Annotated in this window: 28 protein-coding genes, 1 tRNA gene and 1 pseudogene; 13 read left to right on the top strand and 17 right to left on the bottom strand. The window is 66.6% G+C overall.

Annotated features, from left to right (window positions below; translation table 11 throughout):
• The first annotated feature begins 43 nt into the window (after window positions 1-43).
• Window positions 44-1,201, top strand: a complete 1,158-nt coding sequence (locus tag BME24068_RS01480; RefSeq protein ID WP_174924951.1) for an ABC transporter substrate-binding protein — start codon at window positions 44-46, stop codon at window positions 1,199-1,201.
• A 94-nt stretch (window positions 1,202-1,295) separates the two neighbouring features.
• Window positions 1,296-1,380: transfer RNA gene (locus tag BME24068_RS01475), tRNA-Leu, on the top strand.
• 504 nt (window positions 1,381-1,884) lie between these two features.
• Here BME24068_RS01475 and BME24068_RS01470 read toward each other — a convergent pair.
• The 3 genes and pseudogenes from BME24068_RS01470 to BME24068_RS01460 all read right to left on the bottom strand — a co-directional run bounded on the left by BME24068_RS01470 (window position 1,885) and on the right by BME24068_RS01460 (window position 3,954).
• Window positions 1,885-2,253 carry a DUF1493 family protein gene (locus BME24068_RS01470; protein WP_174924950.1) on the bottom strand — a complete coding sequence of 123 codons (369 nt, stop codon included), beginning with the start codon at window positions 2,251-2,253 and terminating at the stop codon, window positions 1,885-1,887.
• 1 nt (window position 2,254) lies between these two features.
• Window positions 2,255-2,687 (bottom strand): annotated as a pseudogene (locus BME24068_RS35470) (STM2901 family protein).
• 364 nt (window positions 2,688-3,051) lie between these two features.
• On the bottom strand, window positions 3,052-3,954 hold the full coding sequence (locus BME24068_RS01460; RefSeq protein ID WP_096502281.1) for a LysR family transcriptional regulator: 903 nt from the start codon (window positions 3,952-3,954) through the stop codon (window positions 3,052-3,054).
• 117 nt (window positions 3,955-4,071) lie between these two features.
• On the opposite strand from BME24068_RS01460, the gene BME24068_RS01455 reads away from it, so the two are divergent.
• Window positions 4,072-4,809, top strand: a complete 738-nt coding sequence (locus BME24068_RS01455) for an SDR family oxidoreductase (RefSeq protein ID WP_174924949.1) — start codon at window positions 4,072-4,074, stop codon at window positions 4,807-4,809.
• 149 nt (window positions 4,810-4,958) lie between these two features.
• On the opposite strand, the gene BME24068_RS01450 is transcribed toward BME24068_RS01455, so the two are convergent.
• Window positions 4,959-5,849: an alpha/beta fold hydrolase gene (locus BME24068_RS01450; protein ID WP_174924948.1), complete on the bottom strand. Its 891-nt coding sequence runs from the start codon at window positions 5,847-5,849 to the stop codon at window positions 4,959-4,961.
• A gap of 105 nt (window positions 5,850-5,954) precedes the next feature.
• Here BME24068_RS01450 and BME24068_RS01445 point away from each other — a divergent pair, with 105 nt between their 5' ends.
• Window positions 5,955-6,851, top strand: coding sequence for a LysR family transcriptional regulator (locus BME24068_RS01445; RefSeq protein ID WP_174924947.1), 897 nt, complete (start codon window positions 5,955-5,957; stop codon window positions 6,849-6,851).
• A gap of 46 nt (window positions 6,852-6,897) precedes the next feature.
• On the opposite strand, the gene BME24068_RS01440 is transcribed toward BME24068_RS01445, so the two are convergent.
• The 4 genes from BME24068_RS01440 to copC all read right to left on the bottom strand — a co-directional run bounded on the left by BME24068_RS01440 (window position 6,898) and on the right by copC (window position 9,885).
• The gene (locus tag BME24068_RS01440; protein ID WP_174924946.1) at window positions 6,898-7,827 is read right to left on the bottom strand and encodes a LysR family transcriptional regulator; all 930 of its coding nucleotides are present in this window, start codon (window positions 7,825-7,827) and stop codon (window positions 6,898-6,900) included.
• A 184-nt stretch (window positions 7,828-8,011) separates the two neighbouring features.
• A complete protein-coding gene (locus BME24068_RS01435) occupies window positions 8,012-8,785 on the bottom strand; it encodes an SDR family oxidoreductase (protein ID WP_174924945.1) in 774 nt (257 codons plus the stop codon).
• A 159-nt stretch (window positions 8,786-8,944) separates the two neighbouring features.
• Window positions 8,945-9,445 carry a DinB family protein gene (locus tag BME24068_RS01430; protein WP_096502293.1) on the bottom strand — a complete coding sequence of 167 codons (501 nt, stop codon included), beginning with the start codon at window positions 9,443-9,445 and terminating at the stop codon, window positions 8,945-8,947.
• 65 nt (window positions 9,446-9,510) lie between these two features.
• Complete coding sequence (copC, locus tag BME24068_RS01425) at window positions 9,511-9,885, bottom strand: copper homeostasis periplasmic binding protein CopC (protein ID WP_174924944.1); 375 nt, start codon at window positions 9,883-9,885, stop codon at window positions 9,511-9,513.
• A gap of 114 nt (window positions 9,886-9,999) precedes the next feature.
• On the opposite strand from copC, the gene BME24068_RS01420 reads away from it, so the two are divergent.
• Together BME24068_RS01420 and BME24068_RS01415 are read left to right on the top strand one after the other, a co-directional pair.
• The gene (locus tag BME24068_RS01420; RefSeq protein ID WP_174924943.1) at window positions 10,000-10,716 is read left to right on the top strand and encodes a pseudouridine synthase; all 717 of its coding nucleotides are present in this window, start codon (window positions 10,000-10,002) and stop codon (window positions 10,714-10,716) included.
• A 104-nt stretch (window positions 10,717-10,820) separates the two neighbouring features.
• Complete coding sequence (locus tag BME24068_RS01415) at window positions 10,821-11,009, top strand: hypothetical protein (protein WP_096502299.1); 189 nt, start codon at window positions 10,821-10,823, stop codon at window positions 11,007-11,009.
• On the opposite strand, the gene BME24068_RS01410 is transcribed toward BME24068_RS01415, so the two are convergent.
• Window positions 10,992-12,029: an NAD-dependent epimerase/dehydratase family protein gene (locus BME24068_RS01410; RefSeq protein ID WP_174925079.1), complete on the bottom strand. Its 1,038-nt coding sequence runs from the start codon at window positions 12,027-12,029 to the stop codon at window positions 10,992-10,994. The two genes, BME24068_RS01415 and BME24068_RS01410, sit on opposite strands and share 18 nt — an antisense overlap.
• Window positions 12,030-12,135: 106 nt before the next feature.
• Between BME24068_RS01410 and BME24068_RS01405 the strand changes: the two genes are divergently transcribed.
• From BME24068_RS01405 to BME24068_RS01395, 3 genes are all read left to right on the top strand, one after another.
• On the top strand, window positions 12,136-13,167 hold the full coding sequence (locus BME24068_RS01405; RefSeq protein ID WP_096502303.1) for a CDP-6-deoxy-delta-3,4-glucoseen reductase: 1,032 nt from the start codon (window positions 12,136-12,138) through the stop codon (window positions 13,165-13,167).
• 292 nt (window positions 13,168-13,459) lie between these two features.
• A complete protein-coding gene (locus BME24068_RS01400; protein WP_096502305.1) occupies window positions 13,460-14,644 on the top strand; it encodes an acetylornithine transaminase in 1,185 nt (394 codons plus the stop codon).
• Between the two features lie 13 nt (window positions 14,645-14,657).
• Entirely contained in the window at window positions 14,658-15,113 is a 456-nt protein-coding gene (locus tag BME24068_RS01395; RefSeq protein ID WP_174924942.1) for a GNAT family acetyltransferase, read from the top strand.
• Window positions 15,114-15,128: 15 nt separating this feature from the next.
• Here BME24068_RS01395 and BME24068_RS01390 read toward each other — a convergent pair whose 3' ends face one another.
• The 8 genes from BME24068_RS01390 to BME24068_RS01355 form a co-directional block, all read right to left on the bottom strand.
• On the bottom strand, window positions 15,129-15,803 hold the full coding sequence (locus tag BME24068_RS01390; protein ID WP_174924941.1) for a DUF2278 family protein: 675 nt from the start codon (window positions 15,801-15,803) through the stop codon (window positions 15,129-15,131).
• A 259-nt stretch (window positions 15,804-16,062) separates the two neighbouring features.
• Window positions 16,063-16,779, bottom strand: a complete 717-nt coding sequence (locus BME24068_RS01385) for an ABC transporter ATP-binding protein (protein WP_096502311.1) — start codon at window positions 16,777-16,779, stop codon at window positions 16,063-16,065.
• Entirely contained in the window at window positions 16,779-17,555 is a 777-nt protein-coding gene (locus BME24068_RS01380) for an ABC transporter ATP-binding protein (protein ID WP_027785192.1), read from the bottom strand. Before BME24068_RS01380 ends, BME24068_RS01385 begins: the two co-directional genes overlap by 1 nt.
• 23 nt (window positions 17,556-17,578) lie before the next feature.
• On the bottom strand, window positions 17,579-18,748 hold the full coding sequence (locus BME24068_RS01375) for an ABC transporter permease subunit (protein WP_096502313.1): 1,170 nt from the start codon (window positions 18,746-18,748) through the stop codon (window positions 17,579-17,581).
• Window positions 18,749-18,767: 19 nt separating this feature from the next.
• On the bottom strand, window positions 18,768-19,718 hold the full coding sequence (locus BME24068_RS01370; RefSeq protein ID WP_096502315.1) for a branched-chain amino acid ABC transporter permease: 951 nt from the start codon (window positions 19,716-19,718) through the stop codon (window positions 18,768-18,770).
• A 211-nt stretch (window positions 19,719-19,929) separates the two neighbouring features.
• Window positions 19,930-20,766, bottom strand: a complete 837-nt coding sequence (locus tag BME24068_RS01365; RefSeq protein WP_174925078.1) for a type 1 periplasmic-binding domain-containing protein — start codon at window positions 20,764-20,766, stop codon at window positions 19,930-19,932.
• Window positions 20,767-21,037: 271 nt separating this feature from the next.
• Entirely contained in the window at window positions 21,038-22,018 is a 981-nt protein-coding gene (gene ispH, locus BME24068_RS01360; RefSeq protein WP_174924940.1) for a 4-hydroxy-3-methylbut-2-enyl diphosphate reductase, read from the bottom strand.
• Window positions 22,019-22,020: 2 nt separating this feature from the next.
• Window positions 22,021-22,476: an FKBP-type peptidyl-prolyl cis-trans isomerase gene (locus BME24068_RS01355; protein ID WP_014896285.1), complete on the bottom strand. Its 456-nt coding sequence runs from the start codon at window positions 22,474-22,476 to the stop codon at window positions 22,021-22,023.
• Window positions 22,477-22,612: 136 nt separating this feature from the next.
• Here BME24068_RS01355 and radC point away from each other — a divergent pair, with 136 nt between their 5' ends.
• The 4 genes from radC (at window position 22,613) to nadB (ending at window position 25,793) form a co-directional block, all read left to right on the top strand.
• Window positions 22,613-23,389, top strand: coding sequence for a RadC family protein (radC, locus tag BME24068_RS01350; protein WP_096502319.1), 777 nt, complete (start codon window positions 22,613-22,615; stop codon window positions 23,387-23,389).
• A gap of 238 nt (window positions 23,390-23,627) precedes the next feature.
• Window positions 23,628-23,861, top strand: a complete 234-nt coding sequence (rpmB, locus tag BME24068_RS01345) for a 50S ribosomal protein L28 (RefSeq protein ID WP_004186391.1) — start codon at window positions 23,628-23,630, stop codon at window positions 23,859-23,861.
• A 17-nt stretch (window positions 23,862-23,878) separates the two neighbouring features.
• Complete coding sequence (rpmG, locus tag BME24068_RS01340) at window positions 23,879-24,046, top strand: 50S ribosomal protein L33 (RefSeq protein ID WP_006478046.1); 168 nt, start codon at window positions 23,879-23,881, stop codon at window positions 24,044-24,046.
• A gap of 160 nt (window positions 24,047-24,206) precedes the next feature.
• Window positions 24,207-25,793, top strand: a complete 1,587-nt coding sequence (gene nadB, locus BME24068_RS01335) for an L-aspartate oxidase (RefSeq protein ID WP_096502321.1) — start codon at window positions 24,207-24,209, stop codon at window positions 25,791-25,793.
• Window positions 25,794-25,806 lie beyond the last annotated feature (13 nt).

The following is a 25,806-nucleotide window of genomic DNA, read 5'->3' as shown; positions in this document are numbered from 1 at the left end:
CGCATATCGCGCCCCTTTTTCGTTGCCCGACGGAGATTCCCGCATGACGCTTCCCGCCCTGTTGCGCCGCGCCGCCGGCGCCGCCCTCGTGCTCGCATGCGCGGCCGCGCATGCCGACCTGAAGGTCGGCGTCGACCTGTCGTCGACCGGCCCGGCCGCCGCGATCGGCATCACCAGCAAGAACGCGATCCTGATGTGGCCGAAGACGATCGCCGGGCAGCCGCTGCAGGTGACGGTGCTCGACGACGCGTCCGACCCGGGCGCCGCCGTGCGCAACATCCGCAAGCTGGTGGACGAGGATCACGTCGACGTCGTGGTCGGGCCGAACATCACGCCCGCCGCGCTCGCGGCGCTCGACGCGGTGGCGGCCGCCCAGACGCCGATGATCACGCTGGTCGGCTCGGGCGCGATCGTCGAGCCGCAGGAAGGCGCGCGAACCTGGGCGTTCAAGATGGCGCAGAGCGACAGCGCGATGGCCGACGTGATGACGCGCTACATGGCCAACCACGGCGTGAAGACGGTCGGGTTCATCGGCTTCGCGGACAGCTACGGCGACAGCTGGCTCAACGAGTTCACGCGCTTCGCCGAAGTGCGCAAGATCCGCGTCGTCGCGACGGAGCGCTTCAACCGTACCGACGCGAGCGTCACGGGCCAGGCGCTGAAGCTGATGGCCGCGAAGCCCGACGCGATCCTGATCGCGGGCTCGGGCACGCCCGCCGTGCTGCCGCAGCGCACGCTGATCGAGCGCGGCTACAAGGGCGCGATCTATCAGACACACGGGATCGCGACGCCCGAATTCATCAAGCTCGGCGGCAAGGATGTCGAGGGGACGCTGTTCCCGACCCAGCCGGTGGTCGTCGCGCGCACGCTGCCCGCCGACCATCCGGCCCGCAAGGCCGCGCTGGCGTTCGTCGACGCGTATGAAGCGAAATACGGTGCCGGCACGGTCACGCAATTCGCAGGCGACGCGGCGGGCGTGTACCCGCGCCTCGCGGACGCGGTCGGCCGCGCGCTGAAGACCGCGCAGCCCGGTACGCCGGCGTTTCGCACGGCGCTGCGGCGCGAACTCGAACGCGCGCACGAGCTGGTCGTGCCGAACGGCGTGGTCAATACGAGCGAGAAGGACCATGTGGGGCTCGATCAACGCGCGAGCGTGATGGGGATCGTGAGGCACGGCCAGTTCGTCTATCTGAGCCAGTAACGCTGGCCGGTATCGGGCAGCTTGCCCGGTGCCCCGTTTTCCGCCATAATCCTCGTTTCGCCGCGCGCAATCTGCATGCGCGGCCAGGATCAAAGCCCAGGTGGTGAAATTGGTAGACGCAGGGGACTCAAAATCCCCCGCCGCAAGGCGTGCCGGTTCGATTCCGGCCCTGGGCACCAGCTACTCGTCCGACAACGTTCGGCACAGTCCACAAACCCGCGACAGCGCAAGGCTTCGCGGGTTTTTTCATTCCGGCGAAGTCCGGCGACATCCGGGGGCGATATTTGGGGGCGATATTTGGGGGCAGCCACTCCGAAACTGCCTTACTCCTCAGGAGTTGTCCCCGTGCCACTAACCGATACAGCCATCCGGAACCCCAAGACAGCGATTCAGGTACGCGCAGCAATCGCTGTGGCGCAGCACACGCACCCCAAGAAGAGCGAAGGCGGAAAGAACGACGCGAAGGCCGAAGCGGCCAAGGCAGCGGCGTCGAAGGTCGGCGGGCCACCGCCTCCCCCGCGTCTCGTTGTGAACAAGAAATAGGGGTGTTATGAGTGCCCCACAGAAAAACCCGCGCAGTCCGTGACTCGTTCGGAAGAGCTATGCCCTTCTACCTCTGCTGGGGCGCAGGCAGAACGGGCCGCCGGAGCAATCCGCGCGGCCCGTTTTTCATTTGTACGCAGCTATTCGATACGGGCGGCGCGCTCAATCGCTTCCGTGTCCCATCGACCAAGGCGCGTTGCCTCTTCCAACATCCGGAGCGTAAGAGGGACCAACGCCGGATCGCGATACCTGGAAGAGAACAGCCCGAGGATCGACCGAACCACGTCAAGGGTATCGGGACCGAAGTAGCGCTTGTACGGGAAGTTCGTCACGTCGACGCCGAAGGTCTCTGCCCACTTGTCGATGAACTCGATCGCGTCGATTCCGGTAATGCGAAGGTCCTCTTCCATCCGGCTATCGCGCATTAACTTCAGCGGACCACCCAACATCGGCCGTCCCAGCTCTTCACGGGCGAACGCCTCAAGCTGCTCCCATGTCGGGTCTGTCATGTCACAGCACCCGATCTTCCGGCTTCACGATGCCGTTATAGGCCTGCATCGTATTCCACATAACGATTGCCGCATCGGTCGCCGGCATGACGGTTCCGACCACCGGCACCGAGCGCCCCACAAACGCTCCCAGATTGCGCGTCATCGCGATCCGCAGTCCACCTACGCCAGCCTTTGTGATGGTCGGTAGCCGCATACCGATATTGAACGGCAAGAGGTTTTCGCGCGGCCATTGAAACGACTGACGTACCGGCAACCGCGCCGCGCAGTTTGCCCGGCACCGGCACATCGTTTTGCCCTAGCAGGATGCCAGCAGCGGCAGCGAGATCGCTGAAGCCAAACCGCTTGCAAAGTTGGTCGACCGCGACCCAGAAAAACAAATCGGCAGGCTGAAGATCGGTATGCCCGTTATAGGAATAGCGATTGTCCACCATACGGCCCTCAATATTGTTCGAATGTGGCCGAGATTACCAGAATCGCAACAACCGACTTACCCTGTATGGCCCGCCGCCTTGCTATCACGAGCGACTTCCGACGCACACGAGGCAGACGACATCCGGGCAGAGCACTATGACACCTATTTAATTCCGGCCCTCATCAGCATTTCGCAGCGTCACGCGCTGCGCTCGAAACCCGCGCAAGCACATCGCTTCGCGGGTTTCTTGTTTTTCGCCGCGCTCGCCGCAACACGCGCCTCCCCCTCCCGACGCCCGGCCGGCCCGGACCGCATGCACCCCATCCGTTTCCGGACGATATCCGCGTCGCACCGCATGACCGGCCGCCTTGCGCCGCACCGGCTCAGCCCGTCAGCTCCCGCACGAAGTCGAGAAACACGCGCACCTTTGCCGAAACGAGATTCGACGCGTGGTGATAGGCGTAGAGCGGGAATGTCTCGTCCGCCCACTCCGGCAGCAACTGCACCAGCCGCCCGTCGGCAAGGATGTCCCTCGCATAGAGCTCCAGCAACTGCGCGACGCCCTCGCCGCCGACACATGCGCCGAGCAGCGCGCCCGTATCGTTGACGGTCAGCCGGCCGGTCGCGTCGAATGGCACCACCTCGTTGCCGCGATGGAATTCCCACCCATACGGCCGGCCTGTCACCGGATCGCGGATCAGCACGCAGCGGTGCCCGTCCGCAAGATCCCGCGGATGCCGCGGCTCGCCGTGACGCACGACATAGGCCGCCGATGCACAGGTGAGCACGTGCGTCTCCAGCAGCAGTCGCGCACGGTATGACGACGGTTCCGGAATGCCGAAACGCACCGCCACGTCGAACCCGTCGGCGACGAGGTCGCCCATTCGGTCGCGCACGCTGATCTCGACGGACAGCTCGGGGAAGCGGTCGAGGAATTCCGCCATCCTCGGCGCCAGCACGTAGTGGCCGAAGGTGCCGTCCACGTTGACCCGCAACCGCCCCCGGACGCGCGCCCGGGAACGACCGGCATCGACCGCCGCCTCCTCGATGCCGGCCAGGAGCGGCGCGACGGCTTCGTAGAAGCGCCGCCCTTCGTCGGTCAGCGTGATCGCGCGCGCCGTCCGGTTGAAGATCCGGATGCCGACCCGCTCTTCCAGCCGCGCGACCGCGCGGCTCACCGCCGGCTGCGTCAACCCCATCGCCTCGCCCGCGCGCGCGAAGGTCCCGGCTTCGATCACCGCCGAAAGCACGCCGATTCCGCTCAGGAGCCTGCTGTCGAATGCCATGAGACGTACTTTCAGTCATTATTAACCTGATCATTATTCATTATTTTTATTGATCAAGGGCGCCTACAGTAGTCCTGTCGCCGGATCGGCCGGCACTCACAAACCAGGGAGCAGGACATGAACGCATCGAAACGGGTTGCCCTCGTCACAGGCTCATCGCGCGGCATCGGCGCGGAAATCGCCCGCCGTCTCGCCCGGGACGGCTTCCGGGTCGTCGTGAACTACGCCGGCGGCGCCGGCCCGGCCCGGGACGTGGTCGACGCGATCGTCGCCGACGGCGGCGAGGCCATCGCAATACAGGCGGACGTCGCCGACCCGGCGGCGGTGGGCGCGTTGTTCGATGCGGCCGAGCGTGCCTTCGGGCACATCGACGTGGTCGTCAACAGCGCGGGCGTCATGAAACTCGCCGCGCTCGCCGAGTTCGACGACGCGGCTTTCGACCAGACCGTCGCGATCAACCTGAAAGGCACGTTCAACGTCAGCCGCGAGGCGGCGAAACGGGTGCGCGACGGCGGCCGCATCGTGAACCTGACGTCGAGCGTGATCGGCATGCGCCTGCCGACCTACGGCGTGTACATCGCGACCAAGGCAGCCGTCGAAGGGATGACGCAGGTACTCGCGCAGGAGATGCGCGGCCGCGGCATCAGCGTGAACGCCGTCGCGCCCGGGCCGGTCGCGACCGAGCTGTTCCTGCAGGGCAAGCGCCCCGAACTCGTCGAACGGATGGCGAAGATGAACCCGCTCGAGCGGCTGGGCCAGCCCGAGGACATCGCCCGCGTCGTCGCTTTCCTCGCCGGCCCCGACGGCGCATGGGTCAACGGCCAGATCCTGCGCGCCAACGGCGGCATGTGCTGACCGACGCCGGGAATCGCGCACGCCGCATACGGGCCGGCCGCTTGCGGGAGATCGATCACGAAGGAAGTGGTTGTCGCGCGCCGGCCATACGGTCTGCGCGTCGACGTGCGAAAGCGCCGGCCGCAACGCGCCGGGCCGGCCGGCGCGCCTCAGCCCCGTTCGCAGAACCCGAGGATTGCCTCCGCGACCGCCGCCGGCGCCTCGCGCTGCGGAAAATGTCCCACCCCGTCCAGCACCTGCCGCGCGTAGCGCCCGGCGAAAAAGCGCTCGCGCCCGGCCGAGCCGTCCGGATGATTGCAGGTGTCGATGCCGCCGTGCAGCACGAGCGTCGGCACCGACAGCACCGGCGCCGGGTTCAGCCGCGCATCGTCGTCCGCATAGGCCGGCGTGCCGGGCGCGAAGCCCCAGCGCTGCCGGTACGAATGCAGCACGACGTCGATCCAGTCCGGTCCGTCGAACGCGTCGGCTGCCGCGTCGAATTCCGCATCGCCATACCAGCCCGGCGGCGACCACGTGTCCCACATCAGGCGCGCGAACGCGCGACGGTCGTCGCGCAATGCCTGCTCGCCGCGCGGCGTCGCCATGAACCAGTGATACCAGTAGTTGCGCGCCTGCTGCAGCGACAGCGGCTGGGCCGGGTCGTTGGTGCCGTAGCCGACCGACAGCATCACGAGATGCGACGCCACCCCGTCGCGCAGCCCGCACGCGTTCGCGACCGCACGGGCGCCCCAGTCGTGCCCGACCAGCACGGGCTGCTCGATGCCGAGCACGTCGACGAAGTCGAGCAGGTCGCGACCGAGCGCCGCCAGCTGGCCGCTGCGCGGCACCGCCGGATCGCGAAAGCGGGTCGGCGCGAAGCCGCGCAGCGCGGGCGCGAGCACGCGATAGCCGCGTGCGGCGAGCGTTTGCGCGACCGCTTCCCAGCCGACCGGGCTGTCCGGCCAGCCGTGCAGCAGCACGGCCACGCGTTCGCCGCGCGGATTCCATTCGAGATAGGCGACGTCGAGCGACGCGGTCGTCGCAAATCGATAAGCGGTCATCGTGTACTCCGGTAAGTGAACCCGAAGGCCGATGGTAGATCCACGTCTCATCACGATTCGCGGAGTATCATCACTTATTCTTCGAATATTGCGTTGAATCGATCGATGGAACCGCTCACCGACCCCGCGTCGACCGCACTCGACATCGCGCTGCTGCGCACCTTCCTCGAAGTCGTCGACAGCCGCGGTTTCGCGCCGGCCGCCGAACGCCTCGCGCTGACGCCGTCCGCGGTCAGCGGCCACATCAAGCGGCTCGAGCAGGCAGCCGGCACGGTGCTGCTCGCACGCACGACGCGCCGCGTCGCACTGACGCCGGCCGGCGACACCCTCTATGCGTACGCCCGCAACATCGTCGACATGGAGCGCGAAGTGCGGGCGCGGCTGCGCGGTGCGCCGGCACACGGCCCGCTGCGGGTCGGCGCGTCGGAGGATTTCGCGGGCACGTGGTTGCCGCAGGTATTGCGTACGTTCCGCGACAGCCATCCGCGCTCGTCGATCGAGCTGAAGGTCGGCGTCACCGCATCGCTGCTGCGCGAGCAAACGCTGGGCCGGCTCGACGTCGTGTTCGGCAAGCAATGCCGGCAGGTCGACTCGGCCGGGGAACTGCTGTGGGAGGAGCCGCTCGTGTGGGCATTCGCGTCGGACACCGCACTCGACGCCGAAGGCGACGTGCCGCTCGCGCTGTTTCCGGAGCCCTGCGTGTACCGGGAAGCAGCCGTGTCCGCGCTCGCCGCCGCGCTGCGGCCGTTTCGCGTGCAGTTCGAAAGCGGCAGCATGGCCGGTTGCATGTCGGCCGCGCTCGCGGGCTTCGCGGTCACGGCGCTCGCGCGCAGCCAGTTGCGCGACGGCCTGCGCGCATGCGGGCCGGATGACGGGCTGCCGGCATTGCCGGCCGCGCGCTTTTACGCGTTCGCGTCGAAGCCCGACGGGGCCTGTGCCGCGCTGATCGAGGCGGTACGCGCCACGGGGCGCACCCGGCGGTTCGCCGTGCAGGCGGGCTGATCCTCCGCCACCCTGCCCCCGGCCGCGGCTCGCGCCCGACGGCCTGTCAGTCGCCGCCGGCAGCCGCGCCCGTGTCGTTCAACGCATCCGCCATCAGTTCCCCGAACCACTCGACGAACGCGTTGAGCCGCCGCGACCGGTGGCGACGATGCGGATAGACCGCCGACACATCCATCGGCTCGGCCCGGTGACCGGGCATCACCTCGACGAGCGCGCCGCTGTCGAGCAGATGGGCGACGTCGAAGCGCGGAATCTGGATCAGCCCCATCCCGGCGATGCAGCTCGCGATATAGGTTTCGGCGTTGTTGACGATCACGCGGCTCGGCAACGCCAGCGTGTGCCGCCCGCCGTCCGCGCAGTATTCCCAGTCGAGTTCGCGCCCGGTCGTCGGCGACGCATAGCCGATCGCCCAGTGCCCATGCGCAAGCGCGTCCGGGTGCTCGGGCACGCCGCATTCGCGCAGGTAGTCGGGGCTCGCGCAGTTGATCAGCACGAACTGCCCGAGCGGCCGCACGACGAGGCTGCTGTCCGCAAGCCGCCCGACCCGGATCGCGCAGTCGACGCCCTCCTGCACCAGATCGATCGAGCGGTCCGTCGAGCCGAGCGACAGTTGCAGCTTCGGGTGGCGGCGAAACAGCGACGGCAGCGCGGGCGCAATCACGCGGCGCGCGATCCGGCTCGGTGCATCGACGTTCAGCCGCCCGACCACGTCGCGATCGCGCCGCCGGAACAGCCGGTCGAGTTCGTCGGCTTCCGCGAGCAGGCGCCGGCCGCGCTCGAGCAGCAGCGCGCCGTCGGCGGTCAGCTGGACTTGCCGCGTCGTGCGATGCAACAGCCGCGTGCCGAGCGCCGTCTCGAGCTGCTGGACGGCCGCCGACACGGTCGCGCGCGGCACGTCGAGCGCGTGCGCGGCCTTGATGAAGCTGCCCATCTCGGCAACCTGAAGGAATATCCTGACCTGATCCAGCTTGTCCATCGGCGGAAAACGTAGGTTCGGGCAACGGTCACCGGCCGCCGTCGTGCGCAGCGGCCGGTTCCGGCGACCCAGAAGAAACGGGCGCGCGGCCTCGTGCCCGCGCGCCCGTCCATTGTCCATGCAAACGCGCCATTGCGGTGCGCCGCTCGCCCGCGGCGACCGCAGGCGAGCGTGACGTCGTTGATTACTTCGTCGTATAGCCGCCGTTGATCAGGATCGTCTGGCCGGTGATCCACCAGCCGTCGGTCACCAGATGGCGGATGAACGGCACGACGTCCTCGATGTCGGTCAGGCCCGTCTTGCTGAACGGCGACAGCGCGGCCGCGGTCTTGTGATACGCGACCGCGTCGGCGCCTTCTGCCGGGTAGAAGAACGGCGTGTCCATCGGGCCCGGCCCGACCGCCGTCACCGAGATCCCGCGCGCGCCGTACTCCTTCGACGCCGCGCGCGTGAAGTGCTCGACCGGCGCCTTCGATCCTTCGTAGGCGGCGTAGAACGGCGTGAACGCGCCGAGCAGCGACGTCACGAGCGTGACGAGCTTGCCGTGATCCTCGAGGTGCCGCCCCGCTTCCTTGATGAAGAAGAACGCCGACTTGCTGTTGACCGCGAACATCTCGTCGTATTCGGCCTCGGTGATTTCGGTGAACGGCTTCTTCAGCACCTTGCCGACGGTATTGATCGCGATATCGATCTTGCCGAAGTGCTGCTTCGCGTCGTCGAACAGTTTCTCGACCGCGGCGGCCGTCGTCAGGTCGGCCTGGAACGTCGCGGCCTGCGCACCGGCCGCGCGCACGGCCGCAGCCGTTTCCTCGGCCTGCGCCTGTGACGCCGCGCTGTTGTAGTGAATCGCCACCGCCTTCGCGCCGTGGCTCGCCAGGTCCCGGGCGATCAGGCCGCCGAGATTCTTGGCGCCACCTGCGATCAGGACGATCTTGTCTGCGAGCGTGTGAATGGCCACGGTTGACTCCTTTTTGCGTTGAATGAAGCTAGGAGTGTAGGCACGCGCGACGCACCGGTCAGCCAGGCGCGGCTGGATGGATTATCCAGAAAAAAGAGCCAATCGGAATGCGGGGACGGTGCCCTGCCCCACCGACAACCGCATCGGAATCCGCGCAAGTCAGCGCGCATGCAGCGTTGCATCGATCTTGCCGAGCAGCCATTGCATGCCGGCCAGATGCTGCTGATCGTGGCTGCACAGGTAATGCACGAGGCCACGCACGGTCAGCGGGCCGTAGCCTTCGAACTCGCCGGTGCGCGCGAACTGTTCCGGGGTGAGGCGCGCGAGCAGATCGAGCGTGTCGCGCCGCGCATCGCGAATCGCCGCGAGCACGTCGGACGCGTAGGCGGCGTCGTAGCGGCGCTCGGTTGCAAGCGCGTCGCCGTCGATCGACACCAGCAGCGGACGATCCTCGTCGAGCATGCGCCGCAGCCGCACGTGATAGCCGTCGATCTCGATGTCGCGCACATGGCAGAGCTGCCCGAGCGGCGAGAAGTGCTCGCTCGGGATCCCGCGCCAGTCGTCGGGCGTCCAGCGCGCATAGCCGTCCGGCACGGCGGCGAAATGGGCTTCGAGCAGGCGGGGAAAATCGGCGAGTGCGTCGAGCGTCGTCGGATTCATGCGGCAGGCTCCGTGTCGGATGGAAACGACGGCGGCCCCGGCACGTGCCTGCCACCGTCATGGCACTACTTCACGCTGAAGCCGTATGCCCCTTGCGTGCGATGCCCGTCGGTCGCAACCGCCACCCATTTCACCGTATAGGCGCCCGTGCCGAGCGCGGCGAGCGGCACCGTCATTCGCCTGGCGGCCGCGGCGTCGATGTTCGCGCGGCCGTTCGAAACGGTCTTGCCTTCGCCGTCGACGACGACGATCGAGCTGAACGCCGGCTCCAGCGGCTCGGTGAAATCGATCGTGACGGCAGCGGGCGCGGCGGCCAGCGCCGCGTTCGCGGCCGGATCGCTGTTCGCGACGTGCGCGTGCGCGAACGCCGCCGACGAGACCATGGCGGTCAGCACGACGGCGGCGGCTTTGCGGCCGAACAGCAGCGGGTCGAATTGCATGGACTTTCCGTGAAGAATGAACGAGCATCGCGCTCCGCGCGACGTCCCGGCAGCTTACCAGCGCGCACCGATTCGCGCCGATGCCCGCGCACCGCTTGATAGAATGCGCGCGCTATGGATCTCGAAAGCATTCTCTACACGCAGGGCTTCGGCTCGCGCCGCCAGTGCCGCGGCCTGATCGAATCGGGCCGCGTCACCGTCGCGGGTGCGAGCGCGATCGACCCCGACGCATCGTTCGACACCGACGGTCTGGTGTTCACGGTCGACGACGACGCATGGCCGTTTCACGCGCACGCGTATCTCGCGCTCAACAAGCCGGCCGGCTACGAGTGTTCGCGCGACCCGCAGCACCACGCGAGCGTGTTCAGCCTGCTGCCGGCGCCGCTCGTCGCGCGCGGCGTGCAGTGCGTCGGGCGCCTCGACCAGGACACGACGGGCCTGCTGCTGCTGTCCGACGACGGCCAGTTCGTGCATGCGTACACGTCGCCCAAACGCAAGGTGCCGAAGACCTACGTCGCCACCGTGCGCCACCCGCTCGACGACGCGCAGCTCGCGGCGCTGCGCGCCGGCGTGCAACTGCACGGCGAGCCGAAGCCGATCGCGGCGGTCGCCGCCGACGCGCGCGACACGCACGCGCTCGCGCTGACCGTCCTTGAAGGCAAATATCATCAGGTGAAACGCATGGTCGCCGCGGCCAGCAATCGCGTCGAGGCGCTGCACCGCGAAAGCATCGGCGGCTTCACGCTGCCGGACGACCTCGCGCCGGGCGCATGGCGCTGGCTCGGCGAAGCGGACCTTTCAGCACTGCGCAATCCCGTCAAAACCCTGTAAGGGAAAATCCGCACGATCGTTCGACGTCCGGCCGCATCGCGGCCGTGCCTTCCCCCGCTATACTGAAATCACAAGCTGTACGAGCAGCGACGCAGGGGGACATCATGAACATCGACCATTCGTTCGAACTTTCGTACATGACGATCGCGTTCGCGGTCGTGGGCGCCATCGTGATCGGCGGGCTGCTGGCCACGATGCACATGAAGCATAAATATCATCCGAACCTGATTGGCGCGCTGATCGGTGCGCTGCTGTGCTTCCTGCTGATCGAAGCGTTACCCGCGCTCACCTGATGCGCCGCCCGGCGCGAGCGTTTGAAGGAATTCGTCTACGGTCGGATAGCGCAGCGTCACGCACAATTCGGCCTTGAGCCGGGTATTGGACAAGCGCCGCGATTCACGCATGAACGACAGGAGCGTCGGCTCGAGTTGACGCTCGGCGTCCGCGCGGCTGATGCGCGGCGGCGGCGGCAGGCCGAACGCCTGCGCGACCCGGTCGAAATACTCTCCCATCCGCAGTTCGCTGTCGTCCGACGCATGCACCGCGCGCGCCGGCCTGCCGCGCACGGCTGCCCGGCGCAGGATCGTCGCGAGGTCGTCCGCATGGATGTGGTTCGTGTACACGTCGTCGGCCGCGTCGAGCGCCGGCGTGCCGCGCTCGAGCCGCGCGAGCGGCAGCCGGTTCGCCGCGTAGATGCCGGGAATGCGCACGATGCGCGCGGACAGCACGCCGCGCACCGTCGCCGCCCGCAGTTGGCGCTCGGCCGACACGCGCCGGAACGCACGCGGATTCGCCGGGCGCAGCGGCCGGGTTTCGTCGATTCGCGCGCCGCCGCAGTCGCCGTATACGCCCGTCGTGCTGGCGTAGACGAGCGTCGGCGCACGAAGGGCGTCGGGTACAATACGCGCTGCCCGAACCGGCGCGCCAGCCTGTCGGGCAGCGGCGCGCAGCGTGCGAAGCCGGCCGACCGACGACACCGCCGGTACGAACGGCCGCCTCGCAGGCACGGACAATGCGGCGATCAGCGCACGCGTGCGTAGGTCGTCGCGACCGTCGGATTGCGGCGGCGCAAGATGCAGGATCGTACGGGCGAACCCCGCGAGACGTCCGAGCGTCGCCCGGCGATCGAGGTTGCCGACGATCGGCGTCGCGCCCGCCGCGCGCAATGTGTCGCAGCGGCCCAGATGGCTCGTCAGCGCGACGATGCGCAGGTTGCGGCGCGCGTCGCGCCATTGTGCGACGCAGCGCAGCCCGACGTCGCCGCAGCCGACGATCAGCACGCGCGGCCGGCGCAGGATTCGAGTCGCGATCATGTTGGTTGCGAAATCAGTAGCCACCGTTGCGCGGCGCGCAACGGGTTTGCATTGTAGCTGCCGTGCGCGACAGGCACGGTCCCCACATTTTGTTCTATTTGGTTCTATGGCATTCAACGTTACTCTCAAGCAAAGCGGCCGGCAGTTCCAGGTCGAGTCGGACGAAACCGTGCTGGCGGCAGCGCTGCGCCAGAACGTCCATCTGCCGTACGGGTGCAAGAACGGCGCGTGCGGCTCCTGCAAGGGCCAGATCGTGTCGGGCCAGATCGAACAGGGCCCGCACGCCGCGTCGGCACTGTCCAACGACGAACGCACGCGCGGTCTCGCGCTGCTGTGCTGCTCGAAGGCGCAGTGCGACCTCGAGATCGACGTGCGTGAAATCGCCGGCGTCGACGGCGTGCAGGTGAAGAAGCTGCCGTGCCGGATCGCCGCGCTCGAGCGCCGCGCCGACGACGTGATGGTCGTGAAGCTGCAGCTGCCCGCCAACGAACGCCTGCAGTACCTCGCGGGCCAGTACGTCGAGTTCATCCTGAAGGACGGTTCGCGCCGCAGCTACTCGATGGCGAACGCGCCGCACGAGGAAGGCCCGATCGAGCTGCACATCCGCCACATGCCGGGCGGCAAGTTCACCGATCACGTGTTCGGCGCGATGAAGGAGCGCGACATCCTGCGCTTCGAAGGCCCGCTCGGCACGTTCTTCCTGCGCGAGGATTCCGACAAGCCGATCGTGCTGCTCGCTTCGGGCACGGGCTTCGCGCCGATCAAGGCGATCATCGAGCACGTCAGGCATTCGGGCATCACGCGCCCGATGACGCTCTACTGGGGCGCACGCCGCAAGAAGGACATCTACCTCGGCGAGCTCGCCGAGCAGTGGGCGCGCGAGATCCCGAACTTCAAGTACGTGCCGGTGCTGTCCGAACCGGAAGACGCCGACCAGTGGACCGGCCGCACCGGCTTCGTCCACCGCGCGGTGATCGAGGACCTGCCCGATCTGTCCGGTCACCAGGTGTACGCATGCGGCGCGCCGGTGATGGTCGAATCCGCGCAGCGCGACTTCACGCAGCACCACGCGCTGCCGGCCGACGAGTTCTACGCGGACTCGTTCACGAGCGCCGCCGATCTCGCGCATCCGGTCTGAGTCCCGGGCACCCGCGCGCCCGCTGCGCGCCGCCGTGTCACATCCGTGGCATCGCGGCGGTTTACAGTGGGGCGCGGGATGCCTTATGCTTGCGCACATGAACCGCTTCCTGTCCGCTCTCCGACGTCGCCGCTCGCCGCTCCGCCCGGATGCCGCCGGCTCGTCACGGACTCGCGCGTAACCCCCACACTGCTTCACCGGTTACGCACAAGCTGTTCGATCCACCAGCCACGGCATTCCGTGGCTTTTTTATTGCCCGTTTCCCTTTCAACGTCCGCTGGAGTCTGCTGCCATGCCCTTGAACGATTATCCGATCGACTCGCTGATGTACATCACGAACCGCCCCGACATCGTGTTTACGCACGGCAAGGGTTCGTGGCTCTACGATCACACGGGCAAGCGCTATCTGGACTTCATCCAGGGATGGGCCGTCAACAGCCTCGGCCACTGCAACGAAGGCATCGTCGAAGCGCTGAAAACGCAGGCCGAAAAGCTGCTGAACCCGTCGCCCGCGTTCTACAACGAACCGATGGCGAAGCTCGCCGGCCTGCTCACGCAGCACAGCGTGTTCGACAAGGTGTTCTTCACGAACAGCGGCGCGGAAGCGAACGAAGGCGCGATCAAGCTCGCGCGCAAGTGGGGCCGCAAGTTCAAGAACGGCGCGTACGAAATCATCACGTTCGACCACAGCTTCCACGGCCGCACGCTCGCGACGATGTCGGCCAGCGGCAAGCCGGGCTGGGACACGATCTACGCGCCGCAGGTGCCGGGCTTCCCGAAGGCCGAGCTGAACGACATCAACTCGGTCGAAAAGCTGATCACCGACAAGACCGTCGCGGTGATGCTCGAGCCGATCCAGGGCGAAGGCGGCGTGATTCCGGCGACGCGTGAATTCATGCAGGCGCTGCGCGCACTGACGAAGCAGCACAACCTGCTGCTGATCGTCGACGAAGTGCAAAGCGGCTGCGGCCGCGCGGGCACGCTGTTCGCGTACGAGCTGTCGGGCATCGAGCCGGACGTCATGACGCTCGCGAAAGGCATCGGCGGCGGCGCCCCGCTCGGCGCGCTGCTGTCGAAGGCCGAGGTCGCGGTGTTCGAGGCCGGCGACCAGGGCGGCACGTACAACGGCAACCCGCTGATGACGGCGGTCGGCTATTCGGTGATCTCGCAGCTCGTCGCACCCGGCTTCCTCGAAGGCGTGCGTGCGCGCAGCGAATATCTCAAGCGCAAGCTGCTCGAACTGTCGGAAGAGCGCGGCTTCGAAGGCGAACGCGGTGAAGGCCTGCTGCGCGCGCTGCTGCTCGGCAAGGACATCGGCCCGCAGATCGTCGAGAAGGCGCGCGACATGCAGCCCGACGGCCTGCTGCTCAACGCGGCGCGCCCGAACCTGCTGCGCTTCATGCCCGCGCTGAACGTGACGACCGAAGAGATCGACCAGATGATGGCGATGCTGCGGTCGGTCCTCGACACACTGTAAGGAGACCGCCGCGATGGATGCCGCCGCCGATGCTGTCGCTATCCGCCCGTTCGAACGCGCCGACACCGATGCCGTGCTCACGGTCTGGCGCGACGCGTTCCCGCAGTACGACGAAGCCGGCGCGCCGCCGCACCGCGATCCGCTGCGATCGATCGAGTTGAAGCTCGCGACGCAGCCGGAGCTGTTCTTCGTCGCGACCTGCGGCGCGCGGGTCGTCGGCACGCTGATGGCGGGTTTCGACGGACATCGCGGCTGGCTCTACTCGTTCGGCGTGTCGAACGATGCACGGCGACTCGGCATCGGCCGCACGCTGATCGCACATGCGGAAAGTGCGCTCGCCGCGCGCGGCTGCCTGAAGATCAATCTGCAGGTACTGCCCGGCAACGACGATGCATGCCGTTTCTATGCGGCGCTCGGCTATCGCGTCGAGGAACGCATCTCGTTCGGCAAGACGCTGCCGGCCGCCTGACGGCCGGCAGCCCCCTCATCCGCGCGTGATCGGCCCCGCGCCCGGCAACGGATTGCCGAGCGCATCGGTCGGCACGGCCTGCTGCTCGAACGCCGCGAAATACGCGGCCCACTGCGACTCGCTCACGCGCACGATCAGTGCGCCGTCCTGCCACACGTCGTTGTGATCGTTGCGGTCGTCGCCCGCGCGATGCAGGTAGTTCGAGCCCGTCGAACCCTGGTTCATGTGCGTGTCGTGAATGCCGTTGCCTTGCCGATACGTGCGGCCGAACACGACGACGTCGAGCCCCTGCGACTGCGCGGCATTGACGAGCCGCAACAGCGACGGGATCGGCTCCGGATTCTCGGTGCCGTCCATCACCGCGCTGGCGCGCCACGCGCCCGTCTCGTTCAGGATGTCGCTGCGCAGATAGTCGAGCGCCGGCAGCGCGGCCTGCCCGGTGAGATCCGTATAGCCTTCGGCCGCGGCCGCGAGCGTCGCGGTGACCGGATGATGGAAATCGTAGACGAGCTTGTAGTTCAGCAAGTCGTCCGCGTCGCTGGTGCCGACGTTGATCGCGACGTCCCAGTTGCCGCCCGGTAACGCCAGCGTCAGGTGGATGTGATACTGGATCTCGCTGCCGTGCGGCGAGCCCTTCAGCTTCGCCACCGACGTCACCTTCGCCTTCACGAAACCGTAGTCCAGACTCATGCATGCTCTCCGTGTTCCGACGGGCCGCCGATGCTGCACGGTCCGTGTGTCGGTTTGCAGGCGACCACCGTGGGCGGCCGCGCCATCGTTCCCGCGCCGCGGGCGCGGCGCAACAGTCGAATGGAGTCCCGCCCGCCTGTACAAGTTCGGCTCGAATCGCGCGACGCGAAAAAAAAGCTGTCACGGCATCCCGTGACAGCTTTTCGAAAGCCCGTGTGCGACGCGCCCGGCATCCGCCGCCGCGCGCCGCCGAGCCCGCTCATTCACCCAGATACGCGGCCCGCACCTTCGGATCGTCGAGCATCTGCTTCGCGTCGCCTTCCATCGTGACCGTGCCCGAGTCCATGACGTAACCGCGGTCGGCGGCCTGCAGCGCGAGGCGTGCGTTCTGCTCGACCAGCAGCACCGTGATGCCCTCCTTCGAGATCTCGCGCACCACTTCGAAGATCTTCTCGACCATGATCGGCGACAGGCCCATCGACGGCTCGTCGAGCAGCAGCAGCTTCGGCTTGGAGAGAATCGCGCGCGACATCGCCAGCATCTGCTGCTCGCCGCCCGACAGCGTGCCCGCGAGCTGCGACGCCCGCTCCTTCAGGCGCGGAAAGAAGCCGAACATCCGCTCGACGTCCTTCTTGATCTGATCGTTGTCGTTGCGCAGATACGCGCCCATCTGCATGTTCTCGATGATCGACATCCGCGCGAAGATCCCGCGGCCTTCCGGCACCATCGCGAGGCCGCGCTTCAAAAGCTCGTGCGACGGCACGCCCTTGATCGACTTGCCGTCGTACTCGATGTCGCCCGCCGAATACGCCTTGAGACCCGTGATCGCCTTCATCGTCGTGGTCTTGCCGGCGCCGTTCGCGCCGATCAGCGTCACGAGCTCGCCCTGACGGACTTCCATGTCAACGCCCTTGACGGCCTGGATGCCGCCGTAGTTGACCTGCAAGCCCTTGATTTTCAACATTGCCGCTGCCATCAGTGCACCCCTGCGCCGAGATATGCCTCAATCACCTTCGGATTCTTCTGCACGTCCTGCGGCAGACCCTCGGCGATCACCTTGCCGTAATCGAGCACCGTCATCCGGTTGCACAGTCCCATCACGAGCTTCACGTCGTGCTCGATCAGGAGAATCGTGCGGCCGTCCGAGCGGATCTTGTCGAGCAGGCGCGTGAGTTCGACCTTCTCGGTCGCGTTCATCCCGGCCGCCGGCTCGTCGAGCGCGAGCAGCTTCGGGTCGGTGGCCAGCGCGCGCGCGATTTCGAGACGACGCTGGTGGCCGTACGACAGGTTGCGCGACGTGTAGTCGGCGTACTGCAGCACGCCGACGTACTCGAGCAGCTCGATCGCACGTTCCTTGATCTCGCGTTCTTCCTGGCGTTCGGCCGGCGTCTGGAACACCGCGCCGAGCAGCCCGTGCTTGGTACGCACGTGGCGGCCCACCATCACGTTTTCCAGCGCGGTCATCCCGCCGAACAGGCGAATGTTCTGGAACGTACGTGCGATGCCCGCCTTCGCGACCTGGTGCACGGCCGTCGGCGTGTAGTTCGTGCCGTCCAGCTTGAAGTCGCCGGAGTCCGGCGTGTAGAGGCCCGTGATCACGTTGAAGAACGTGGTCTTGCCGGCGCCGTTCGGGCCGATCAGCCCGTAGATCTCGCCTTCGCGGATCTGCAGGCCGACGTCGGACAGCGCCTGCAGCCCGCCGAAGCGCTTGTTCACGCCCTGCACGGACAGTCGGATTTGCTTGTCGCTCATGTGTCTATCCCCTTATCCGTTGGTTAAGCGCGCACCGGCTTCTTGCTGTTGCGCTTCGCCAGTTTCGCGATCTTGTCCTCATGCTTCGGCGCGGGCCACAGGCCTTCCGAGCGGTACAGCATGATGACCACCATCGCGAGGCCGTACAGCGCCTGACGGATCACTTCGGTATCGACGATGTCGTGACCGAACAGCGCGTGCTGCAGCGGGCTCATCGTCGAGCGCAGGAATTCCGGGAAGATCGCGAGCAGCACCGCGCCGAGGATCACGCCCGGGATGTGGCCCATGCCGCCGAGCACCACGCAGGCCAGCACGACGATCGATTCCCAGAACGTGAACGACTCGGGCGACACGAAGCCCTGGAACGCGCCGAACATCGCGCCCGACAGGCCGCCGAACGACGCGCCCATCGCGAACGCGAGCAGCTTCACGTTACGGGTGTTGATGCCCATCGCCTTCGCGGCGATTTCGTCTTCGCGGATCGCCGCCCAGGCACGGCCGATACGCGAGTGCTGCAGACGCGTACAGACCCAGATCACCAGCAGCGAGCACAGCACGAACAGGTAGTAGTACAGGTAGACCGACGGCAGCTGGAAGCCGAACAGCGTATGCGTCTGCGCGAGGCTGAAGCCGCCGATGTGCACCGGATCGATGCCCGTGATCCCCTTCGGGCCGTTGGTGATGTTCACCGGACGGTCGAGGTTGTTCATGAAGATCCGGACGATTTCACCGAAGCCGAGCGTGACGATCGCCAGGTAGTCGCCGCGCAGGCGCAGCGTCGGCGCACCGAGCAGGATCCCGAAGGTCGCCGCCAGCGCCATCGCGATCGGCACGATGATCAGGAACGGCAGATGCAATCCGCCGGGCGCGAGATTCGCGATCCACTCGAACTGCGTGGTCAGGTGCGGCGAGCTCAGCAATGCCGCGGTATACGCGCCCACCGCGTAGAACGCGATGTAGCCCAGGTCGAGCAGGCCGGCGAAGCCGACCACCACGTTCAGGCCCAGCGCGAGCATCACGTACAGCATCGCGAAATCGAGCACGCGGACCCAGTAGTTGCCGCCGGCCGAGCCGATCACGATCGGTGCCGCGATCACGAGGGCCGCGGTCAGGATGCCGATGGCGACGGTCTTGGCCGTGTTGCGCTGTTCGACGAGCGACGTCGACGATTCGATCGGTTGAATGGATGTCATGTTGTTTGCTCCCCTTCCGTTACGCGCGGTCCGCGACACGTTCGCCCAGCAGGCCCGACGGACGGAACACCAGCACGATGATCAGCACGATGAATGCAAACACGTCCTGGTAGTTACTGCCGAACACGCCGCCCGTGAGGTTGCCGATGTAGCCCGCACCGAGCTGCTCGATCAGGCCGAGCAGCACGCCGCCGACCATGGCGCCGCCAAGGTTGCCGATCCCGCCGAGCACCGCTGCCGTGAACGCCTTCATGCCGGGGATGAAGCCCATGTAGAAGTGCACGTTGCCGTATTCGGACGCGATCATCACGCCGGCCAGCGCGGCGAGCGCGGAGCCGATCATGAACGTCGCCGAGATCACGAAGTTCGGGTTCACGCCCATCAGGCTCGCGGTGTTCGGGCTTTCCGCGATCGCGCGCATCGCGCGGCCGAGCTTGGTCTTGTGCACGAGCAGCAGGAGGCCCGCCATCACGATGAACGCCACCGCGATGATCACGATTTCGGTCACCGAGATCACGGCGCCCGGCGTCGTGTCGGTGGCCTTGATCACGTTGATCGGATCGGTCGGCAGCAGTTGCGGGAACGGCAGCGGGTTGCGCGACCAGATGATCATCGCGGCCGTCTGCAGCAGGATCGACACGCCGATCGCGGTAATCAGCGGCGCGAGGCGCGGCGCGCGGCGCAGCGGCCGGTATGCGACCTTTTCGATCGCGAAGCCGAGGAATGCGCAGACGACTGCGGCGATGCCGAGACCGATCGTCAGTGTCGCGACGTTGCCGAGTTCGGGGAAGTGGTTCTGCAGCACGGTGATCGCGGAGAGCGCGACCATCGCACCGATCATCAGCACGTCGCCGTGTGCGAAGTTGATGATGCCGAGAATGCCGTACACCATCGTGTAGCCCAACGCGATGATGGCGTACACACTGCCGAGCACCAGCCCGTTGAGGATCTGCTGGACGAAGATATCCATTTAAAGCTCCTTGGCCCGTGCTGCCGGAGGACGTTGCGCCCCGCGGGTAAGCGAGGAATCGCGCCTTCTCGGCGACACTGCGGGTACTAGTCGATACCGGTAAGGGTGGATCGTCCCGGCGCGCGCCGCCCGGCCTGTACGGCCGGACCTGCCGCCGGAGCGGATACAAAAACGGCACCGCACTGTTCCGGTGCCATCATGAGTCCCGTCGCTAAATCGTCACGACATCGAGGACGGTGTACTGGGCCTCCTTGAAGTCGTAGGGCTGCGTGCCGAAACGGCCGTCGTCCGGTTTCCCGAAGTCCGTGCCTTTTTCCGTCCGGGCCGCGATGCAACCCGCAACCGGGCAGATCAGGTTCCGCGCCGCGTCGTCCGCGGGCTCGACCACCTTGGCGGCGCACATGCCATTGCCGCCAAGGGTTTGCGCTCCGATGCCGGACGCCTGCGCCTGCTTCGCAAGCGCGCCGTCCGCCGCCCGCGCGACGCCGTCACCGGCACCGCGAAGACGGCACCCGACTTTCGTCAGGAGTCCATCGGAATCCGTCGAGTGAAACAGCGCGCCTGCCGCAACGCGACGGGACGCGGCGACATGCTGTTTCGTCGAATCGAAATGAATGGGGATCAGCGACATCTGCACGTTGCCTGCGTTGCCCCGAAACCCGGGCGTCCGTCGACCGACGCGCCCCGCCGCGGCCGCATCACGGCCGGCAGCGCATTGTCGGGCCACTCGCGTGCCCGTTACCCGGCTGGCCGCGGCGTCGCCGGCGAGTACTGCGTGCCGTGCCGCCTGCATGCCGAACTTCGGGCCTTGCGCGTTGAATTCCTCGATCGCCAAACGTGCCCCGTTATCCTTGTCTCTGTCCGATTGCGCAATGCGGCACGCCGACAGCACCGCACCACCGGTCGTGGCAGCGCGCACGTCGCTGGCCGCCGGTTCTGCGTGTGCCGCAGTCTCCCTGCCCGCCCCGTCGTCGCTCTTTTTGCTGCAACCGGCAAGCATTGCAACCGGTGCGGCGACGGACATGGCGTAAGCCAACTTCACATGCATCGAGTAGGTCTCCCGCGCCTTGCCAAAACCCGATTTCAAAGCCATTCCGGCTTGAAAACGGGCGCATTGTAACTCCATTTATAGGACGCCAATAATCCTGATTCGATGGGGTTTTCCTGCATTGCAACCAATTTTGAGAGACGCTTGAGCAACGGCATAGCAACCGGGTTGCACCATTAATGTGAATAATGGTTGCGACAGGAGCGATGCGGCGCAAAAAAAAGCGCGCCGGGAGGCGCGCTTCTGGTGTGTCGCAGGTGCGATGCGGCAATCAGGCAGCAGGCGGCAGGTTCAACCCGCGCGGCAGCGGAAACGACACGTTTTCCTCGATCCCGTCGAGTGCGCGGACATGGTGCACGCCGAGTTCGCGCAGCCGCGCGATCACGGCCTGGGCGAGCACTTCGGGCGCCGATGCGCCTGCCGTCACGCCGATGCGGCGCTTGCCGGCAACCCATGCCGGGTCGATCTGGTCGGGTGCGTCGACCATGTACGCGGGCACGCCGCGCTTTTCGGCCACTTCGCGCAGGCGGCTCGAATTCGAGCTGTTCGGGCTGCCGACGACGATCACGACGTCGCACTGCGGCGCCATGAACTTCACCGCGTCCTGGCGGTTCTGCGTCGCATAGCAGATGTCCTGCTTCTTCGGCTCGCGAATCTTCGGATACTTCGCCTTCAGCGCGCCGATGATCTCCGCCGCATCGTCGACGGACAGCGTCGTCTGCGTGACGAGCGCGATACGCTCCGGGTCCGCGAGCTGCAGCTTCTGCACGTCTTCGACGCTTTCGACGAGATGCATGCCGCGCTCGACCTGCCCCATCGTGCCTTCGACTTCCGGGTGGCCCTTGTGGCCGATCATCACGATGTCGACGCCGTCCTGGCGCATCTTCGCCACTTCGACGTGCACCTTCGTGACGAGCGGGCAGGTTGCGTCGTAAATGCGCAGCCCGCGCACGTCGGCCTCGTCGCGCACGGCCTTCGACACGCCGTGCGCGCTGAAGATCACGGTATTGCCTGCCGGCACTTCCTCGAGTTCCTCGACGAAGATGGCGCCCTTCTTCTTCAGATCCTCGACCACGTACTTGTTGTGGACGATCTCGTGACGGACGTAGATCGGCGCACCGTGCATCGCGATCGCGCGCTCGACGATCTCGATCGCGCGGTCGACCCCCGCGCAGAAACCGCGCGGCTGGGCCAGCAGGATTTCGGCGTCGGCGGCGACGGCCTGTCCGGACAGCGTATCGGTGGGGCTCATGATTACAGGATTCCGATGATTTTCACTTCGAACGTGAGCGCTTGGCCCGCGAGCGGATGATTGAAGTCGAACAGCGCCGAGGTTTCGCTGACTTCCTTCAGCACACCTGCATAGCGGCCGCCGTCCGGCGCGTTGAACTCGATCAGCTCGCCCGGCGTGAAATCGTCGCCGACCATCCCGTTCTCGCGCAGCGTCGACAGCGTCACGCGCTGGAGCATGTCGGGATTGCGGGGGCCGAACCCTTGTTCGGGCGTTAGCTGAAAAGTCGAGTGGTCGCCGACCCGGAGCCCGATCAGAATCTGTTCCAGCGACGGCGCCAGTTGCCCCGCGCCGAGCAGCAGCGTGGCAGGCTTGTCGGAAAACGTGTTGACGATATCGGCGCCGTCGGCCAGTGCAAGCCGGTAATGCAGCGTGACATGGGAACCGGGCTTCACTTCGGATAGATCGATGAGGCTCATGAATTACTCGTGTTCGTCGGCGCCCGAGATGGGCCGAAAGGCCCGGCGCAAAGCCAATATTGTAAGTCACCTGAGCGCGCAGGGCTGAAAGTGCGACGAGGTCGCGCGCACGCCCCGCCGCCAATGGAGTTCGAGCATGCCGTCATCCTGCCTCGCCGTCGCGGCGACCGAATGTCGCGATACCGCCGATGCCCCGGCCGCTGCGGCCCGCCGCACGGCCCCCGTCCGGCCGCGCAAGCGCCGCCCGCGCAACTGGCAACCGAACCTGCCGCGCGAGCGGCTGCTGGAACGCGGGCCGGCCGCGCTGACCGATGCGGAGCTGATCGCGCTGCTGCTCGGCACCGGCGGCGGCGGCCTCGACGTATTCGACAGCGCGCGCGCACTGCTCGCGCGGTTCGGCAACTCGCTGCGCGACATGCTCGACGCGGAGCCCGACGTGTTCGCCACGCACCCCGGCATCGGCGCCGCGCGCTCGGCGCTGCTGATCGCCGTGACCGAGATCACGCGGCGCGCGCTGGCCGAAAAGGCGCGCGTGCGGGTGCAGATCGATTCGCCGGGCGCGGTCGAGGACTATCTGCGACTGACGATCGGCACGCGTCCGTACGAAGTATTCGTGACGCTGTATCTGGATGCCCGTCACGGCCTCATCGACGTGGAAGAAAGCGCACGCGGCTCGCTGACGCGGATGGCCGTCTATCCGCGCGAGATCGTGCGCCGCGCGCTGACGCTGAATGCCGCCGCGCTGGTCATCGCGCACAACCATCCGTCCGGCGCGGTGCAGCCGAGCGCGGAGGATCGCCGGCTCACGCGCGCCCTGCATGAAGCACTCCAGCTCGTCGACGCGAAGCTGCTCGATCACGTCGTCGTCGGCACCGCCGATACATTTTCGTTCGCACGCGCCGGTTGGCTGTAGACTGTGGCCCGGCGACCCGCCCCGGGGCCGCCGCAACGACGATGCGAAATTGGGTTTGATTTTTCTGAACTTTTTCTGCTAGAATCGTCGTCTGTCTTTTTTCCAACCAGTTCTAGCCATCGAAGGGCCTTGTCTGTAAGGGCTTCGGCGTTCTGAGTGCAGCCATGGATCACGTGGCGGTACGATGGAACCTTCATCGGCGATCGAACCCCGAATTTAGCGTATTAGGAGTGCTCTCATGGCACGCGTATGCCAAGTAACTGGGAAAGCGCCGATGAGCGGCAACAACGTTTCCCACGCAAACAACAAGACGAAGCGCCGCTTCCTCCCGAACCTGCAAAACCGCCGGTTCTGGGTTGAGAGCGAAAACCGCTGGGTGCGCCTGCGCGTTTCGAACGCCGGCCTGCGCCTGATCGACAAGAACGGCATCGATTCCGTGCTCGCTGACCTGCGCGCACGCGGCGAAGCCTAAGCCCAAGGAGCACAATCATGGCAAAAGGCGCACGCGACAAGATCAAGCTCGAGTCGACCGCTGGTACGGGTCACTTCTACACGACCACGAAGAACAAGCGCAACATGCCGGAAAAGATGGCGATCAAGAAGTTCGATCCCGTCGTCCGCAAGCATGTGGAATACAAAGAAACCAAGATCAAGTAATCTCCGGTTTCTGCCAGCCTGACGGCGACCAAAAAGCCCCGCACATGCGGGGCTTTTTGTTTTGCGCGCACGTATGGGCCCGACGCGGTATGCTCTCCCCTTTCCGCGGCCACGGCCGACGGAACGCACAAGATCTAAAGCGTAACGATGGAGATGCAGCATGAAATTCGACGTGGCGATCGTCGGCAGCGGCCTGGCAGGGCTGTCGGTCGCACTCAACCTGGCCAGCACGCGACGTGTCGCGCTGATCGCGAAACGTTCGATGATGGAGGGCGCGAGCGATAACGCGCAGGGGGGCATCGCAGCCGTCCTCGACTCCGCGGACAGCATCGAGAACCACGTCGACGACACGCTGGTCGCCGGTGGCGGACTCTGCGACGAAGGCGCGACGCGCTACATCGTCGAACACGGTCGCGAAGCGATCGAATGGCTGATCTCGCAGGGCGTGCCGTTCACGAAGGACGATGCGGCCGAACTCGGCTTCCACCTGACACGCGAAGGCGGCCACAGTCACCGCCGGATCATTCACGCGGCCGACGCAACCGGCCATGCGGTGCTCGCGACGCTGTCCGAGCGCGCGCGCCAGCATCCGAACATCACCTTCTTCGAAAACCACCACGCGATCGACCTGATCACGTCGGACCGGCTCGGCCTGCCCGGCCGCCGCTGTCACGGCCTGTATGCGCTCGACGTCGACAACGACCGCACGATCACGATCGAGGCGCCGCACACGGTGCTCGCGACCGGCGGCGCGGGCAAGGTCTACCTGTACACCACCAACCCCGACACGGCGACCGGCGACGGCATCGCGATGGCGTGGCGCGCGGGTTGCCGCGTGTCGAACATGGAATTCATCCAGTTCCACCCGACCTGCCTGTTCCACCCGTACGCGAAGTCGTTCCTGATTTCGGAGGCCGTGCGCGGCGAAGGCGGCCTGCTGAAGCTGCCCGACGGCACGCGCTTCATGCCGGCGCACGATCCGCGCGCCGAACTCGCGCCGCGCGACATCGTCGCGCGCGCGATCGACTTCGAGATCAAGAAGCGCGGGATCGACTGCGTGTATCTCGACATCAGCCATCAGCCGGAAGCGTTCCTGCGCGAACATTTCCCGACGATCCATGCGCGCTGCCTCGAATTCGGCATCGACATCGCGAAGCAGCCGATTCCCGTGGTACCGGCCGCGCACTACACGTGCGGCGGCGTCGTCACCGATCTCGCGGGGCGCACCGATCTCACGGGCCTGTATGCGGTCGGCGAAACGTCGTACACGGGGCTGCACGGCGCGAACCGGCTCGCGAGCAACTCGCTGCTCGAATGCCTCGTGATCGGCCGCGCGGCGGCCGAGGCGATCGAGGCGGCCGGCTACGATGCCGACACGCCGGCCACACTGCCCGCCTGGGACGAAAGCCGCGTGTCGGATGCGGACGAGGAAGTCGTCGTCGCGCACAACTGGGACGAACTGCGCCGCCTGATGTGGAACTACGTCGGCATCGTGCGCACCGACAAGCGCCTCGAACGCGCGAAGCACCGACTGTCGCTCTTGCGCGACGAGATCCACGAGTACTACGCGAACTTCCGCGTGACGCGCGACCTGCTCGAACTGCGCAATCTCGTCGACGTCGCGACGCTGATCGTGAAGAGCGCGTATTCGCGCCGCGAAAGCCGCGGGCTGCACTACAGTCGCGACTGGCCGCATACGCTGCCGAAGGCGCTGCCGAGCGTGCTCACGCCGCGCGCGCGACGCTGATCGGGCACGCCCG

It is taken from the genome of Burkholderia anthina, assembly GCF_902498995.1.
GTDB lineage: Bacteria > Pseudomonadota > Gammaproteobacteria > Burkholderiales > Burkholderiaceae > Burkholderia > Burkholderia anthina.
Note: the sequence above shows the minus strand (reverse complement) of the source record. Positions and strands in the feature narration are given on the sequence as shown.